The organism is Phyllobacterium sp. CCNWLW109, from assembly GCF_037203905.1.
GTDB classification, from domain to species: domain Bacteria; phylum Pseudomonadota; class Alphaproteobacteria; order Rhizobiales; family Rhizobiaceae; genus Phyllobacterium; species Phyllobacterium ifriqiyense.
Window position 1 is genome coordinate 329,873 of the sequence record NZ_JBBCBK010000004.1, and the last position, 15,198, is coordinate 345,070.

The following is a 15,198-nucleotide window of genomic DNA, read 5'->3' on the forward strand; positions in this document are numbered from 1 at the left end:
ACTATTTATATCAGGGGAACAGATAATGACATCGCATGCCGCCCATCTTGAAGACCGCTTGGATTTGGCCCGAAAGATGGCAGTTGAAGCCGGAGTGCTTGCACTGAAATATTTCAATGCGCGAGAACAGTTGATTGTCGAGACAAAAGCCGATCCTCAAGATGTCGTGTCTATCGCAGATCGGGAAGTAGAAGAGCTTATCCGGTCCCGGATTATCGGAAGCTTCCCCGATGACGCTATATTGGGCGAAGAATACGGCGTTAGCTCCGGTACATCTGACTATACGTGGGTTATCGATCCGATCGATGGTACCAGCCCATTCGTCAATGGCATGCCCAGCTGGTGTATTTCGATTGCTGCGCTCCACGGCGAAGAAATCGCCATCGGCGTAATCTATGTTCCATGCAATGACGAGCTATATGCATCAGCGGTGGGAATGGGCGCGCGACTGAATGGCAAGCTGCTGACGCTTAATGGCGAGCGAACAATCCGTGACGCGGTCACAGGAATAGGTGCGAACCATCATGTGAGCCCGGCAAGTGTCGCTCTTATCGTCGAAAAACTACTGGATGCTGGTGGAAACTTCATCCGTAACGGCTCGGGTGCACTGATGCTTGCCTATGTGGCGGCCGGTAGATTGATAGGCTATTACGAACCCTACATGCATGCTTGGGACTGTATGGCTGGATATTGTCTCGTTAAAGAGGCTGGTGGCTGGCATCATCCATTTCCGGTCAAGGGCGACGGGCTTACAAAGGGAGCGCCCGTCCTTGCCGCTGCCTTGGGCGCCGTTAATGATTTGCGGGAAATTGCAAACCTGTAAGCGATTCGACGCTCGTTAGTTTTCCTGAATGGAAATCCCGCTCTCATTGATCTTAAGCTCGATTCCATCGGGCTTTGACTCTTTGTCGTAAATGTAAAATCCCAAACCTGCGACCAGAACGATCAGCCCGCCGATGACCAGTAAAAGCATATTGCGATTCATGAATATTCCTTCCTGCCACAATTATAGATCATCCGACTGTTATGGTGGCAATAGCACCCGCCCTCAAATTTGAAAGCATGTCGCCATGAAGATGTGTTATTGGTCTGACATTAGGCAGGTGATACGCTCAAATAGGCACAAAACCTCTTTAGATGAAGTAATTCTGCCTTCAAATTGAGCACGTTAAAAAAGTACGGTTTCATGATGCGCGCATGGGGCGCAAATCATTGACTTATCACGGCGAATAACATCGATTAATGTTGGTGTGTGGGTCACCGGTTTTGGAAAAGCTGGATATCATGAAGTTTGTGCGGGATTTACTTTGGGCGCCGACAATTGGCCTCTCTTGGCTTTGGGGATTGGGATTCTTTTATTCCATTCATGTCACGCTGACATATGGCTGGCTGGGTTTCTTTGGATTTGCAATAGCCAATGTCGGGGGGCTTTGGTTATTCGGTTATATTCTAGGGCGTACCAAACGCTCGCCGGACCAGATTATCAAAGATATTGAAGGCCGCTATGCGGGCGTTTTCCTCCTGTTTCAGATGGCCGCGCTGGTTGTAACAATCTTCGGATTTGTCGCCTATCTCTGGCAGCCCGTCGTTGGTGAAGGTTCCGGTCTTGGTGTCGCTCTTCTGCTTCTGTTTGCCTGCGCTATTGGCCATGCACTGAACTTGCAGCAATTGAAGTTGCTGCACATTGTTTATACGGGGGTTGGTGTGACCGCCGGCATAGTGCTTTACTTGGGGCTGGCAAAAACCTCGTCTTATCCTGGCGTTCCATTGCAAAGTTTTGATGCGCGTTTCTATGGCCTGATTATGCCAACGCTGATCGGCTTTTTACTCGGGCCATGGTTGGATATACAGCATTGGCAACGTGCTGTGACTATCAAGCGCGAAGGCGGAAATGTTGGGCTCGCTTACGGCATGGGAGCCTTGCTCTTTTTTGGGTTTCTGTTTCTCAATGCACTTACGGCGTCAGCCGTAGGCCCTATTGGCAGCATTCTTTCCATTGATGGTTTGCCAAGCGCGCAAGGGGCAGTTTCAGCAGCAACGGTACTGGCTGCTGAAAATGGCCAGCCCTATCTTGCAGTGGCCTTCGTGATTTGGACAACGATAGCCATGGCGTCGACCGTTGACAGCTTTTACTGTGCAACTTCGTGGTTTTTGAAGGGAAAAAACCTGCGTAGTAACAGTCCGTTGCTTGCGCTCATTCCGGACAACATTGCGTCTTCACCGCTCTGGCTGCTGATTGGAGCAACATGGGTTTCCTATGCTGCCGTGCCAGCAAATTTTTCGCTGATGTATTTTATGATGCCGTTTGCGACACTGTTTGTCAGCGCGTCGGCAAATCTTGTTTGTGAGGCTTTGGGAGCGAAGGCGCGCTTCGATCCGGTTTTGAGTTTCATGATTGGATGTGGATCATCGTTGATTTTTGTAATTGGCTATGTCGAGCCAATTCCGGGTTTCTTGGTGATATCGCCATTCATTGGTCTTATCGGTGCTCTTCCAGTTATTATCGAGCTGGTCGGGCCGCGCTCTAAAGCCATCCCCGTGGACATTGTCGATCAACCCTTGCGTATGGCGATGTCTGCACCTTTGATGTCGTCGGGTAATGAAGAAACAACACCTTCACATGGCTTCGATGGGGAGTGGTTCGTTATGCAGCTTGTTCCGACCTACGATGATACCAACTCGGTCGGTAATGTATATTTTGCAAATTATGTACGCTGGGTCGGCAAAGCGCGCGAGTTGTTTTTCAATGTCTGCATGCCGGATTTTGATCTTGCTACTACTCGCTTCTATATTCTTACCCGTTCCTTCACGCATGATTACCGGCGGGAGTCGAAAGAGTTCGAGCAGATTACTGTCAGGATCAAGATTGCTCGTCACAATCGAAAGTTCGTGACTTTAAGTCACGAGATTCACAGCCGTTCGCAAGGCCTTCTAGGGCATGGCGAGCAATCATTGATGTTTGTTGACAGGGACAATTATAACCCGCTCGACATACCCGGAGAGGTCATCAAGGGCTTTTTGGCATACTGGCCAAAAGACTCGCGTCTGTCACCTAGCTACCACCCGAAAACGATTGAACAGTCAAAGCGACAAGCCTGATATCGAGCGTGCCCAATCAGGATCGATCCATGTACTCTAAGAAAAATTTGCTCTAGCTTGCGACCTGATATCTTTCGCGATCAAATTCGAGCAGGGCAAAGGTTTTCTCTACCGGCTCGGCTGGGCTGAAAAGGAAGCCTTGCACCTGATCGCAGCCCTCCTTTTGAAGGCATGCAAGTTGCTCGCGCGTCTCGACACCTTCAGCAGTAATCTTCATGCCCATGCTTGCCCCCAGACCCATGACCGCTCTGATAATTGCCAAGCTACCGCGATTATGTGGAAGGTCGCGAACAAAAGACTGATCGATTTTGATTTTGTCGAAGGGCATTTTTCGCAGGTAGCTCAGGCTGGAATATCCGGTACCAAAATCATCAAGCGCAACGCTGACACCCATGGCGCGGAACTGCCGGAGCAGCGAAATAGCAGCGACATTTGCTTCTAGAAATACGGATTCCGTGATTTCCAGTTCGAGCCTGCTGGGATTAAGTTTGTTCTTTGTCAGCGCATCGCGCACAATCGAGGCAAGATCGGAATGGCGAAACTGGATCGCCGAGATATTGATTGCCACATGGATATCGGCGGGCCAATCGACCGCTGTCCGGCACGCTTCCTGAATGATCCATTCCCCAAGCGGAATAATGTTACCGGTTTCCTCTGCTATGGGAATGAAGACCGTCGGCGAGATAAATCCGTGAACGGGATGCTTCCATCGCAACAGCGTTTCAAACCCGACAGTCTTGAGCGTTGAGGCCGAAACAATCGGCTGGAAGTGCAAGATGAATTCGTTACGGGCCAAAGCACCGCGCAGGTCCATGGCGAGTGCACGCTTGGCTTCTATCCGAGCATCCATTTCGACTTCATAGAACCGATAGCTGTTACGCCCTTCATTCTTGGTACGGTAAAGCGCCAAATCTGCACAGCGCATAATATCATTGACGCTATCGGTCGGGGCAATCGCAATGCCAATGCTGATATGGATGTTGATCTGGATGCCGTCGATCCAAAATGGCTGCGAAATATTGTGTACCAGTTGATGGGCAAGTTCCGTTGCCGCGGCGTGGTCGGCGCCATTTGCCAATATGGCAAATTCGTCTCCCGACAAACGAGCAACGGTGTAGGTGGACGGCGAACTGCCCCGGAGACGGTCGGCGACCTGTTTCAGCAATTGATCGCCAATGCCGTGGCCGAAACTGTCATTAACGGTCTTGAATTCATCAAGATCTATACAGAACACAGCGAAGCTGCGCAGGCCGTGTTCCAGGTTCTTTGTCGCCTCACTCAATTGATCGTTGAACAATGTACGGTTGGGCAAATCAGTCAACACGTCATAGCGCGCCAGATAAGACAATTGGTCTTCGGATTGTTTTGCCGCAGTCACGTCCGACCCAACGCCGCGATATCCGACGAATTGGCCGGCATTATCGAAAATTGGTTTGCCCGTAAGCGACCACCAGCGCGTTTCGCCCTTGATATTCACCGGCAGGATATGGTTGCGGAAAGTTGTCCGGTTTTCGATTGCCTGCCAGATCGAACCGACCTTTATCGCTGCGTCTGCATGCGATTGGTCTATCTTGAAAAGCTGCGCGAAAGGCATGCCCTGCAGGTCGCGCATTGCTTTCGCGGAAATCTGAGCAAGGCGAGGCGATGTATGCTGTAGTTTGAGATCAGCATCAGTTTCCCAGATCCAATCACTGGCATTTTCTTCAAAATCATAGAGTAGCAGGCTGATAACCTCTTTTTGCTGCTCCACCTTGATCTGATCGAGAGTCCTCATAACAATGAGATTGCTCATGTGAACAATGGTGAACAAAATGAAAAGCGCGTAGAAGGCCAGCAAAATTGCGATGAAAAGGAAAAAATCCTCGCCGGTGGAGGCTAATGCGAAAAAGGAGCCGGTGATGATCGTGCCGGAATAAGCGATCGCTGCAAGCGGCACGACGGCTACCCCAATGCCCGTCGCCATCAGACCCGCGGCGGTACAAGCTATGAGGAGCCGGTGATAGGCGTCGGCATCCAGGAAAAGCATCAGTGGTATGCTTCCAAGGCAAATGCCATAGAGAGCAGATACGATGATGAGGTACTTTATGGCATCAAAGCCCAGTTCCTTTACTTTCGGAACATTATACCATTGCCAGCAGGCAAATAGGGAAACGGCGGTCATGAAAGCGACGACCAACGCCAGGCCAGCCAAATAGGGGCGGGGGCCGAGGTCCCAGAAAACGTAAGTGACAACGAACACAACACACATTGCCACCAGAACTGTGAAAGGCGCCAGCCTGAGCGCAACGTCCATCTGCTCCGCGTAAACACGGCGTTTTACAACGGGATTTATGTTTCCGCGCATGCCGAACATCGATCGGACAGCGTCAAAAGTATGGAAGCTTGACAGTCGCACGCGGAGCCTCGGCAAGATAAAACGGACCAGTCAGTCTTATCCGTTTTGAGTTCTGTATTCGTTAAAATACTTCACATTCTTTATATTAGTTACCAATGTCTTTAAGGCAGAAAAATCTAGACAATTGAGGATAGATGTCAAGTGCAGCATATGTATCATTGGTTGGAATCTAATTGTTGACTGCATATATCGGCAAAATAAAAATTTATTATTTATTATCGTATACTTCCTCAGCAAAGTATAGTCTTTATAGAATTCACTCTTGTTTGACTTGTTGATAAGCGGAATTTGGCTTGAAGCATCCATCCCTTTAGGAAATGTGACGGCTCAAGCTGAAGTTTGGGGCTCAAATATTTGGCGTGGCATTGAGAATTGCCGTCAGTAAGCCAGGGAAAACGTTCTCCAGATCATGTGATCGAAGCTCGTTCATATGGGATGTCCCTTCGTTGCGGGTTTTTACAACGCCCGACTCCCGCAGAATACGGAAATGATGGGACATGCTTGACTTGGGGCGACCGCCATCAAGCGCTGCACATGTGGCTTCACCTTCACGGGCCAATTGCCGGACAATTGAAAGTCTAACCGGATCGCTCAAAGCGTGAAGTACGGATTCAAGCCGAATATCCGACGAAGAAGGATGCACAAACTGTCTCATGATTCCTTGATAACACAAATTTTTGTGTATTGCTATTGTTCGAATAATATCGAACAATCGAACAATTGCAGTTTGGAGAAGACCTATGACCACTCTTTTTGAGCCCTTTACCCTTAAGGGCGTCACGCTACGTAATCGCATCGCAGTATCACCAATGTGCCAATATTCCGCGGTCGACGGTGTAATCAATGATTGGCACCATGTACATTTGGGCGGTTTGGCCAGAGGAGGTGCTGGCCTTGTGATTGTGGAGGCGACAGCCGTCACTCCGGAAGGCCGGATTACTCCGGCTTGCTCTGGACTATGGAACGATACCCAAGCAGCAGAATTGGCTAAGGCGGTCAAAACGATCAAAGCGGCGGGAGCAGTTGCAGGTATACAGATCGGACATGCCGGACGTAAGGCAAGTGCAAATCGGCCATGGGAAGGTGACGATCACATCGCTTCCGATGATCCGCGCGGTTGGGAAATTATTGCGCCTTCCGCGATAGCTTATGGCGGCGGCTTATCGAAGGTGCCTCGGGAAATGACGTTGGCCGAAATAGAAGGCATAAAAAATGCTTTCGTTGACAGTGCAACACGGGCTCTTGCGAGTGGCTTCGAGTGGTTGGAACTACATTTTGCGCATGGTTATCTTGCCCAAAGCTTCCTGTCCAAACATTCCAACCAACGTACAGATGCCTATGGCGGCAGTTTCGAAAACCGCTCGCGCTTTCTTCGTGAAACGCTGCAGGCAGTACGCAAGGTCTGGCCGCAGCACTTACCCCTGACAATGCGCCTTGGTGTGATTGAGTATGATGGCAATGATGAAGAAACAGTGGCGGAAGCAATCGAGCTGATAAAGCTGCTAAAGGCCGATGGATTGGACTTCATCGACGTCAGTATGGGCTTCTCCGGTGGCAAAGCCAATATTCCTTGGGGCCCTGCTTTCCTTGGTCCTCTTGCTGCCCGTGTTAAAAATGAAACCGGCCTGCCGGCATCAACATCCTGGTACATCAGCACCCCGCAACAGGCGGAGGGTCTTTTGCGTGATGGATCGGTTGATCTTGTTATGCTTGGTCGCCCGCTGCTCGACGAGCCTCATTGGCCTTATCGCGCAGCCAAAGAACTTGGCGTTGAAAAGCCGTCATGGATTCTGCCACCAGCATATGCCCATTGGTTGGAGCGATACCGCGCTGCAGCATAATAAATTAGATAACAGCCTAATTGGCTACGATAGCCGCGATCTTTAGAACAAGATTCCGGCCCGCGTTAAATTTGAGAAATATCTTGCGTGTCGATTTCGGCAGGCATCACCTATGTTGATGGCAACGGCACATAGCTGCCATCAACAATCCGAAGTTGAAATGTTCATGTCTGTTGTCAAGGCCTATCGAAAATCGCAGATCGTCTATATAGACGGTCGCAAACAGACAACAGGGCGGTTGTGCGAGCGCCGCAAATGAATATGGCAGTTATGAATAAAACGGCACAAAGCCCCCTCGATCTGCGGCCAGGCGATGGATCGACCGCCAAGCCTATGGTTGAGTTTCAGCAAGTATCAAAACGTTTTGGCGCTGGCAGTAGCGGAGCCGAGGTTGTTGCACTGGACGATGTCGACCTCATCGTTCCTCGTGGCTCAGTCACTGGCATCATCGGCCGTTCGGGGGCAGGTAAATCGACGCTTATCCGCTTGGTTAATGGTCTTGAAAAACCTACCTCCGGTCATGTCCTGGTTGATGGTACGGATGTAGCAGGTCTGGATGAGAAGAACCTTCGCTCCGTACGGCGCTCGATTGGCATGATTTTCCAGCACTTCAATCTTCTGTCTTCCCGGACTGCCTTTGATAATATTGCGTTGCCTTTGGAAATTGCCGGTATCGACAAGCAGACGATCGAGAAGAGGGTAACCCCACTGCTTGATCTGGTCGGGCTTTCCGATAAACGTAACCGCTACCCGTCTGAACTGTCTGGCGGTCAAAAGCAGCGTATCGGTATTGCCCGCGCCTTGGCGACGGAACCCAAATTATTGCTTTCGGATGAGGCGACCTCGGCACTCGATCCGGAAACAACGCGCTCCATCCTCGCGCTTTTGACGAAAATCAATCGCGATCTGGGGCTTACAGTTCTTTTGATCACGCATGAAATGGAAGTGATCAAAACGATAGCCGCTCATGTGGCCGTTATTGATGGTGGCCGCATTGTCGAGCAGGGTGCAACATTCGATGTGTTCACCGGCCACAAGCATGAAACGACACGGGCACTTCTCGGCGGCTTGGCTGGAATGCATCTTCCCGAGTTTCTCACCAGCCGCATGACCAACGTTGCCACACCTGGCTCGCATACCATCTTACGAGTTATCTTTAAGGGGGAGAACGCAACGGAGCCTATGCTTGCGCGGCTTGGCAGTGATCTGGGTATTGAGGTCAATATCATGGCTGGAGCAGTCGACGAGATTGCAGGCAGACCCTTCGGCATGCTGGTTGTCTCGCTCTTGGCTGATCTGGAAAAAATAGATTTAGCACGCAATTTCCTCGCCGATCATGGTCTGTCATCGGAGGTGTTGGGCTATGTCCGCTGATATTCTGGCTCTTTTATTCAAGGCAACAGGACAGACACTGTACATGGTTGCCGTGGCCGGCCTGATAGGGTCGTTATTTGGCATTCCGCTTGGAGTTTTTCTGGCAACGAGCGGTCGCGGCGAACTATTTCCAGTTCCTTCAATAAACAAAGCGTTGGGACTTGTCGTCAATGCCACTCGGTCCACGCCGTTTATCATCTTGGTTGTAGCCATCATTCCATTCACGCGGGCTATTGCAGGCACCTCCATTGGTACAACGGCCGCGATTGTTCCGCTGACCATTGCAACGATACCCTTTATTGCCCGCTTGGTTGAAACGGCGATTCGTGAGGTCGATCCCGGTCTTACTGAAGCTGCGCGTGCTATGGGTGCTAGTCCGATGCAGATCGTTTTCAAGGTTCTGCTTGCCGAAGCCCGGCCCGGTATCGCTTCAGCCCTGACGCTTACGATCGTCAGCCTCATTGGCTATGCAGCCATGGTCGGCGCAATCGGCGGTGGCGGACTAGGCGATCTTGGTATCCGATATGGTTACCAACGTTTCATGCCGGATGTGATGGCCATCGTCGTGGTCGTCCTCATCGTGCTCGTGCAATTGGTGCAGAGCGCGGGTGACCGGCTAGCTCGTCAATTCGACAAGCGTAATCGACCAAAGTAATCATTCTTGAACAGGAGTATAAAATGCTAAAAAAGATTCTTGGCGTCGCCGCCTTGGCAATAAGCCTAAGCGCGACTGTGGCTTTGGCCGAAACAATCAAGATTGGTGTGACACCGGGCGAGCACGCGCAAATTCTGGAAAAGGTTGCGGAAGTTGCAAAGCCCAAGGGTCTTGATATCGAGATATTGGAATTTTCCGATTATGTCGTGCCAAACCAGGCACTGAACGATGGCGAGCTCGATGCCAACTCTTTCCAACATAAGCCATATCTCGACAATCAGATTGCAGATCGCAAATTCGACCTTGTTGACGTCGCTTACACGGTCAATTTTCCGATGGGCATTTATTCGAAAAAAGTGAAGAGTTTCGATGAGTTGGCGGACGGAGCTACAATTGCGATTCCGAACGATCCGACCAATGGCGGACGTGCTTTGCTTATTCTGGCTGACAAGGGTGCAATCAAGCTGAAAGACGGCGTGGGCTTGAAAGTTACTCCAGCCGATGTGACGGAAAACACCAAGAACTTTAAATTCGTTGAACTCGATGCCGCTCAACTGCCACGTTCCATTGATGACGTTGATGCAGCAGCAATCAATACCAATTACGCGCTTGAAGCCGGTCTTGATCCGATGAAGGATACGATCTTGAAGGAAGGCGAGAAGGCACCCTACATCAACCTGATTGCAGTCCGCACCGCGGATAAGGACAAGCCTTGGGTAAAGACCTTGGTCGAGTCCTATCACTCGGAGCCTGTAAAGCAGTTCATCTTGGACAAGTATAAGGGCGCTGCCGTTCCAAGCTGGTAATCAATATTGCCAGCCCGAATGAAAACCTCCCCCGTAAACGGGGGAGGTTTTTTGCTTTCAGATACGTTTTCCTGCCTCATTAAAGAGATGCAGCTTTTCCTTTGGAATTATCACGCGCAGATGATCGTCAGTCTGTGAGGTAGAGCGTCCGGACACACGGACAACGACACGTTCACCGCCAATAATGCCATAAACATAGCTCTCCGCGCCGACTGGTTCTACACCAAGAACCTTCAGATCAAGCGCCAAACCACCAATATGAGTGTTGGTTCCGGCTGATACTTCCAGATCTTCAGGGCGGAAGCCTATGACAGCGCCCGATGTTGGAACCGCCAGACCTTGAGCACCAATACGCGTGCCATCCTTGAGGATGAGTCCCGAACCATCGGCCGTGACAGGGACGAGGTTCATGGGCGGCGCGCCAATAAAACTTGCTACGAAGGTGCTTGCCGGTTTCTCGTATATATCCAGCGGAGCTCCGATTTGCTCGACCGCACCGCCGTTCATGACTACGAGTATGTCTGCAAGCGTCATTGCTTCCAGCTGATCGTGGGTAACGTAAACGCTGGTCACGCCCAGTTGGCGTTGCAGGTTTTTAATTTCCACTCGCATCTGGCCACGCAGTTTTGCATCCAGATTGGAAAGCGGTTCGTCAAAGAGGAACACTTTCGGACTGCGTACAATGGCGCGCCCCATTGCGACACGCTGACGTTGGCCACCGGAAAGCTCCTTGGGGCGTCGCTCGAGAAGCTGAGTCAATTCAAGGATTTGTGCGGCGTCCCTAACGCGTTTGTCGATTTCGTCTTTAGGCATGCCGCGGTTACGCAGCCCGTATGCCATGTTATCGTAGACCTTCATATGCGGATAAAGCGCATAATTCTGAAAAACCATGGCGATGTCCCTTTCAGCGGGACCGAGATTATTAACGACTGTGCTATCGATTTTTACCGTGCCGTCCGTAATGGATTCCAAGCCGGCAATCATTCGAAGCAGAGTAGATTTTCCGCAGCCCGATGGACCGACCAGCACGCATAGCGCACCGTCATTGATAGAAATATTTACGCCCTTTACCGCTTCAACGGAGCTTCCATAGACTTTGCGGACATCGGTTAGTTCTACACTTGCCATATTATTTCTCCGTTTCAACCAGTCCGCGCACAAACCAGCGTTGCATCAAAACAACGACCAGAATTGGGGGCAGGATGGCGAGAATGCAGGTGACCATCACCAGATGCCATTGTGTGTTGGCGTCGGTGAAGTCGATCATTTTGCGCAGCCCAATGACGATGGTCGCCATATCGTTGCGATTGGTCATGAGCAATGGCCAGAGATATTGGGTCCAGCCATAGATGAAGAGGATGACGAACAGGGCCGCGATATTGGTCTTCGACAAGGGCAGCAGAATATCCTTGAAGAAGCGCCACGGGCCAGCCCCGTCCACGCGGGCTGCTTCAACCAGCTCGCCTGGAATTGTCATGAAGAATTGTCTGAACAAAAGTGTGGCCGTAGCCGAAGCCATGAGGGGAAGGATAAGGCCTGTATAGGTATCGATCAGTCCAAGGTCGACCATAATTTTGTAGGTGGGCAGAATGCGCACTTCGACGGGCAGCATCAGCGTTATAAAGATGAACCAGAAGAAAAACATGCGTCCCGGAAAGCGGAAAAATACGATCGCGTAGGCGGACAAGATGGAAATGATGATTTTGCCGATGGCAATGCCGAGCGCCATGACAAGCGTGTTGAGCAAAAGACGGTCAACGCCAACGCCGCCGATCTTGCTGATGCCACCGAAAAGAGCGCTGGAATAATTCTCCCAGAAATGACCTCCCGGCAACAACGATAGTGGCGGACGGATAATATCCTGCAATGTCTGGGTTGACGCTACAAAGGTGTAGTAGATTGGAAATGCAACGATCAAAATGCCGACAATCAAAATGATATGGGCGATGATGCGGCCTATGGGGTTGTTTTGAATCATGACTCTGGTTCCCCTCAGCCGTAATGGACTTTGCGCTCGACATAGCGGAATTGTACCGCTGTCATAGCAATGACAATTACCATCAGAATAACGGACTGCGCCGCCGAGTCGCCAAGGATCAGGTTGACGAACCCGTCATTGTAGACCTTGTAGACCAGAGTTTCTGTTGCTTTTCCCGGACCGCCCCCTGTAACGGCATGAATGATGCCGAACGTATCGAAGAAGGCGTAAACCGTATTAACGACTAGCAAGAAGAATGTCGTTGGCGCGAGAAGCGGGAATATAATGGTCCAAAAACGCTTTGTTTCTCCGGCGCCATCAATGGCCGCAGCTTCGATCAGCGATTTAGGAATGGACTGCAGGCCCGCAACGAAAAACAGGAAATTGTAACTAATCTGTTTCCAAGAAGCGGCAGCAACGACAAGCACCATCGCCTGATCACTATTAAGCAGCGGATCCCAATTATATCCCGTCGAGCGAAGGAGATATGCCAATGTACCCATTGAGGGGTTGAATAGAAACAGCCAAAGCATGCCGGCAATCGCAGGAGCTACGGCATAGGGCCATATCAGCAGTGTCCGGTACACGCCTTTGCCACGTATGACTTTATCGGCCATCACCGCAAGCAACAGTGCAAAGGCCATGGCAATCAAGGCCGTGGCAATCGAGAATATCACAGTCACCTGAAGGGAGTTCAGATAATTGGGATCGTTCAGAACGCGTTTGAAATTGGCTAGCCCGACAAATTGCGTCGACAATCCAAATGGATCCTCCCGCAATACGGACTGCTGAATGGCTTGCGATGCAGGCCAGTAAAAAAAGACGGCCGTGATTGCCAACTGAGGTGCCAGCAGAAGGTAGGGCAGAAACTTGTTGGGAAAAGTGACACGCGTTGACGATGCCATGATGCCTCGCTTTAAACAAAGCCCGCCCGTATGAGATTATACGGGCGGGTATCTTTGACGGCTTAGTTACTGGCCAATGGCCTGCTTGATTGCTGCGTTGCCACGCTCAACGGCCTTATCAAGTGCCTGTTGAGCGGTCTGCTTGCCAGCGAGCATGTTCTCGTATTCTTCGTTCAGAATATCGCGAACCTGCGGCAGGTTTACGAGACGAACACCCTTTGAGTTTTCGGTCGGTGCCTTGCCCATCATCTGCTTGATCGGAATTTCACGAGCAGGATTCTTTTCATAGAATCCGGATTTCTTCGTGTCTTCATAAGCAGCCAGCGTAACTGGCAAATAGCCCGAAACCTGATGCAGCCTTGATTGGATTTCAGTCTTAGACAGGAAGTTGAAGAAGGCAGCCACACCTTTGTACTGTTCGTCTGACTTGCCGGCAAACACCCAGAGGCTCGCGCCGCCCGGTATGGTGTTTTGTGGTGCGTTTTTGGATTCCGGTTCATAAGGGAGCTGACCGGTACCATAATTCATGCCGGACTTGATGATGTCGCCAAGACCGCCCGACGAATCATTGTAAATGCCGCATTCACCAGATGTGAATAGCTGCTTGGCTTCAGATGTGCGTCCGCCATAACGGAACGTGCCATCTTTCGCCAGATCAGCAAGTTCCTGGAAATGCTTGACGAAAAGAGGCGAGTTGATCTTCAGCTCAACATCGACGCCGCCGATGCCATTTTCATTGCTGCCCCAGGAAATATCATTCCATGCAGCATAATTTTCTGTATGAATCCAAGTCATCCAAGCTGTTGTGTAACCACAATTAGCGGCGCCGCTTGTCTTGATTTTCTTCGCAGCTTCCCAAACCTCTGGCCAAGTTTTTGGAGGAGTATTCTCATCCAAACCAGCCTTTTTGAATATATCTTTGTTGTAATAGAGGATTGGCGAAGAGCTGTTATAGGGGAATGACAGCATAGTGCCGTCCGGCTTTGAATAATAAGCCACGATGCCCGGCAGATAGAGGCTCTTGTCAAACTTGGTTTCGCCCATCGAAAGGATGTCGGCAACTGGTTTGATCGCGCCTTCCGCTCCCATCATAACGCCTGTACCGGCATCAAAAACCTGAAGGATATCTGGAGCTTGTTTTGCACGGAAGGCGGCAATGCCAGCATTGAGCGCTTCCGGATAGGTACCTTTGAACACAGGCACAACTTTGTATTCGCTTTGGCTTTCGTTGAACTCTTTTGTCAAAGCCTGCACGACTTCGCCGTTGGCGCCAGGCATTGCATGCCACCAGCTGATTTCGGTAACAGCAAATGATGCAGATGATGAGGCCAACAAAATGCCGAAGGCCACGGTGAGTTTGGTGCCGTGATTAGTCATTATAATCTCCCATAGTGAGGCGTCGTCTTTAGCGCGCTTGGGCTAAGTATCCTCATTATGTGACAGAGAAACAACAGTTATTTGACTTTGGGCAAATGATGCAGGTCAGCCTGTGGAAAAAATGCGCAGCTGTTCACTTTTTTGCTCTAGATCAGCGTGACACCGGCTTTGCGCATTGTGATGGTCATTGCTGCGAGCGAACCACCAAGATCGATTGCCCGGCAAGCGTCAAGTAAGACTTCTGCGGAAAATCCCTGGGCGGCGGCATCAAGGGCGGAGTAAGCCACACAATAATCTGTAGCGAGACCCACAAGCGTCACATGAGTGATTCCACGCTCTCGCAGATAACCAGCAAGGCCAGTTGGCGTCACATGGTCGTTCTCATAAAATGCCGAATAGCTGTCAATGTGCGGGCGAAAGCCTTTTCGAATGACAAGCTCGGCTTTTGTCCATTCAAGATCAGGATGAAAATCGGCGCCATTTGTGCCCTGTATGCAATGATCCGGCCAAAGAGTCTGCTCGCCGTAGGGCATGGCAATGGTTTCAAAGGGCGCTTTTCCTGGATGGCTTGATGCGAAGCTCGAATGAGCTGGTGTGTGCCAGTCCTGCGTCAGGATAACTCTGTCGAAGCGGAGTATCAGCTTGTTGATGATCGGAACAATTTCGTTGCCACCAGACACGGCTAGGGCACCGCCTTCGCAAAAATCGTTCTGAACATCGATGACGATCAATGCGTCCTTGGCCATGATGCACTCCTGTAGAATGGCG

At 50.7% G+C, this 15,198-nt stretch carries 14 protein-coding genes; 6 read left to right on the forward strand and 8 right to left on the reverse strand.

All coding sequences use genetic code 11. The annotated features are described in order from the left end of the window. Positions 1–25: 25 nt before the first annotated feature. Positions 26–823 carry an inositol monophosphatase family protein gene (locus V9K92_RS17070; RefSeq protein ID WP_337354500.1) on the forward strand — a complete coding sequence of 266 codons (798 nt, stop codon included), beginning with the start codon at positions 26–28 and terminating at the stop codon, positions 821–823. 15 nt (positions 824–838) lie between these two features. Here the strand turns inward: V9K92_RS17070 and V9K92_RS17075 are convergent, their stop codons facing one another. After that, complete coding sequence (locus V9K92_RS17075; RefSeq protein WP_307279315.1) at positions 839–985, reverse strand: hypothetical protein; 147 nt, start codon at positions 983–985, stop codon at positions 839–841. A gap of 299 nt (positions 986–1,284) precedes the next feature. Between V9K92_RS17075 and V9K92_RS17080 the strand changes: the two genes are divergently transcribed. Next, positions 1,285–3,099 (forward strand): acyl-CoA thioesterase, encoded by a 1,815-nt coding sequence (locus tag V9K92_RS17080; protein ID WP_307279312.1) that lies wholly within the window; start codon positions 1,285–1,287, stop codon positions 3,097–3,099. Positions 3,100–3,151: 52 nt separating this feature from the next. Here the strand turns inward: V9K92_RS17080 and V9K92_RS17085 are convergent, their stop codons facing one another. Together V9K92_RS17085 and V9K92_RS17090 are read right to left on the reverse strand one after the other, a co-directional pair. Beyond that, positions 3,152–5,443 (reverse strand): putative bifunctional diguanylate cyclase/phosphodiesterase, encoded by a 2,292-nt coding sequence (locus tag V9K92_RS17085; RefSeq protein ID WP_307279308.1) that lies wholly within the window; start codon positions 5,441–5,443, stop codon positions 3,152–3,154. A gap of 397 nt (positions 5,444–5,840) precedes the next feature. Then, positions 5,841–6,149 carry an ArsR/SmtB family transcription factor gene (locus V9K92_RS17090; RefSeq protein ID WP_115052498.1) on the reverse strand — a complete coding sequence of 103 codons (309 nt, stop codon included), beginning with the start codon at positions 6,147–6,149 and terminating at the stop codon, positions 5,841–5,843. An 85-nt stretch (positions 6,150–6,234) separates the two neighbouring features. On the opposite strand from V9K92_RS17090, the gene V9K92_RS17095 reads away from it, so the two are divergent. The 4 genes from V9K92_RS17095 (at position 6,235) to V9K92_RS17110 (ending at position 10,170) form a co-directional block, all read left to right on the forward strand. Continuing rightward, positions 6,235–7,335 (forward strand): NADH:flavin oxidoreductase/NADH oxidase, encoded by a 1,101-nt coding sequence (locus V9K92_RS17095; protein ID WP_337354501.1) that lies wholly within the window; start codon positions 6,235–6,237, stop codon positions 7,333–7,335. Between the two features lie 333 nt (positions 7,336–7,668). Then, positions 7,669–8,709 (forward strand): methionine ABC transporter ATP-binding protein, encoded by a 1,041-nt coding sequence (locus V9K92_RS17100; protein ID WP_162802500.1) that lies wholly within the window; start codon positions 7,669–7,671, stop codon positions 8,707–8,709. Beyond that, a complete protein-coding gene (locus tag V9K92_RS17105; RefSeq protein WP_337354502.1) occupies positions 8,699–9,364 on the forward strand; it encodes a methionine ABC transporter permease in 666 nt (221 codons plus the stop codon). Before V9K92_RS17100 ends, V9K92_RS17105 begins: the two co-directional genes overlap by 11 nt. A gap of 23 nt (positions 9,365–9,387) precedes the next feature. Beyond that, entirely contained in the window at positions 9,388–10,170 is a 783-nt protein-coding gene (locus V9K92_RS17110) for a MetQ/NlpA family ABC transporter substrate-binding protein (RefSeq protein ID WP_337354503.1), read from the forward strand. A 57-nt stretch (positions 10,171–10,227) separates the two neighbouring features. Here the strand turns inward: V9K92_RS17110 and V9K92_RS17115 are convergent, their stop codons facing one another. The 5 genes from V9K92_RS17115 to pncA form a co-directional block, all read right to left on the reverse strand. Then, positions 10,228–11,298, reverse strand: coding sequence for a sn-glycerol-3-phosphate import ATP-binding protein UgpC (locus tag V9K92_RS17115; protein WP_307279296.1), 1,071 nt, complete (start codon positions 11,296–11,298; stop codon positions 10,228–10,230). Between the two features lies 1 nt (position 11,299). Further along, positions 11,300–12,148, reverse strand: coding sequence for a sn-glycerol-3-phosphate ABC transporter permease UgpE (gene ugpE, locus V9K92_RS17120; protein ID WP_337354504.1), 849 nt, complete (start codon positions 12,146–12,148; stop codon positions 11,300–11,302). A gap of 14 nt (positions 12,149–12,162) precedes the next feature. After that, positions 12,163–13,053 carry a sn-glycerol-3-phosphate ABC transporter permease UgpA gene (ugpA, locus tag V9K92_RS17125; protein ID WP_115052504.1) on the reverse strand — a complete coding sequence of 297 codons (891 nt, stop codon included), beginning with the start codon at positions 13,051–13,053 and terminating at the stop codon, positions 12,163–12,165. Positions 13,054–13,119: 66 nt separating this feature from the next. Continuing rightward, a complete protein-coding gene (gene ugpB / locus V9K92_RS17130) occupies positions 13,120–14,430 on the reverse strand; it encodes a sn-glycerol-3-phosphate ABC transporter substrate-binding protein UgpB (RefSeq protein WP_115052505.1) in 1,311 nt (436 codons plus the stop codon). Between the two features lie 146 nt (positions 14,431–14,576). Beyond that, on the reverse strand, positions 14,577–15,176 hold the full coding sequence (gene pncA, locus V9K92_RS17135; RefSeq protein WP_336439760.1) for a bifunctional nicotinamidase/pyrazinamidase: 600 nt from the start codon (positions 15,174–15,176) through the stop codon (positions 14,577–14,579). Between the last annotated feature and the right edge of the window lie 22 nt (positions 15,177–15,198).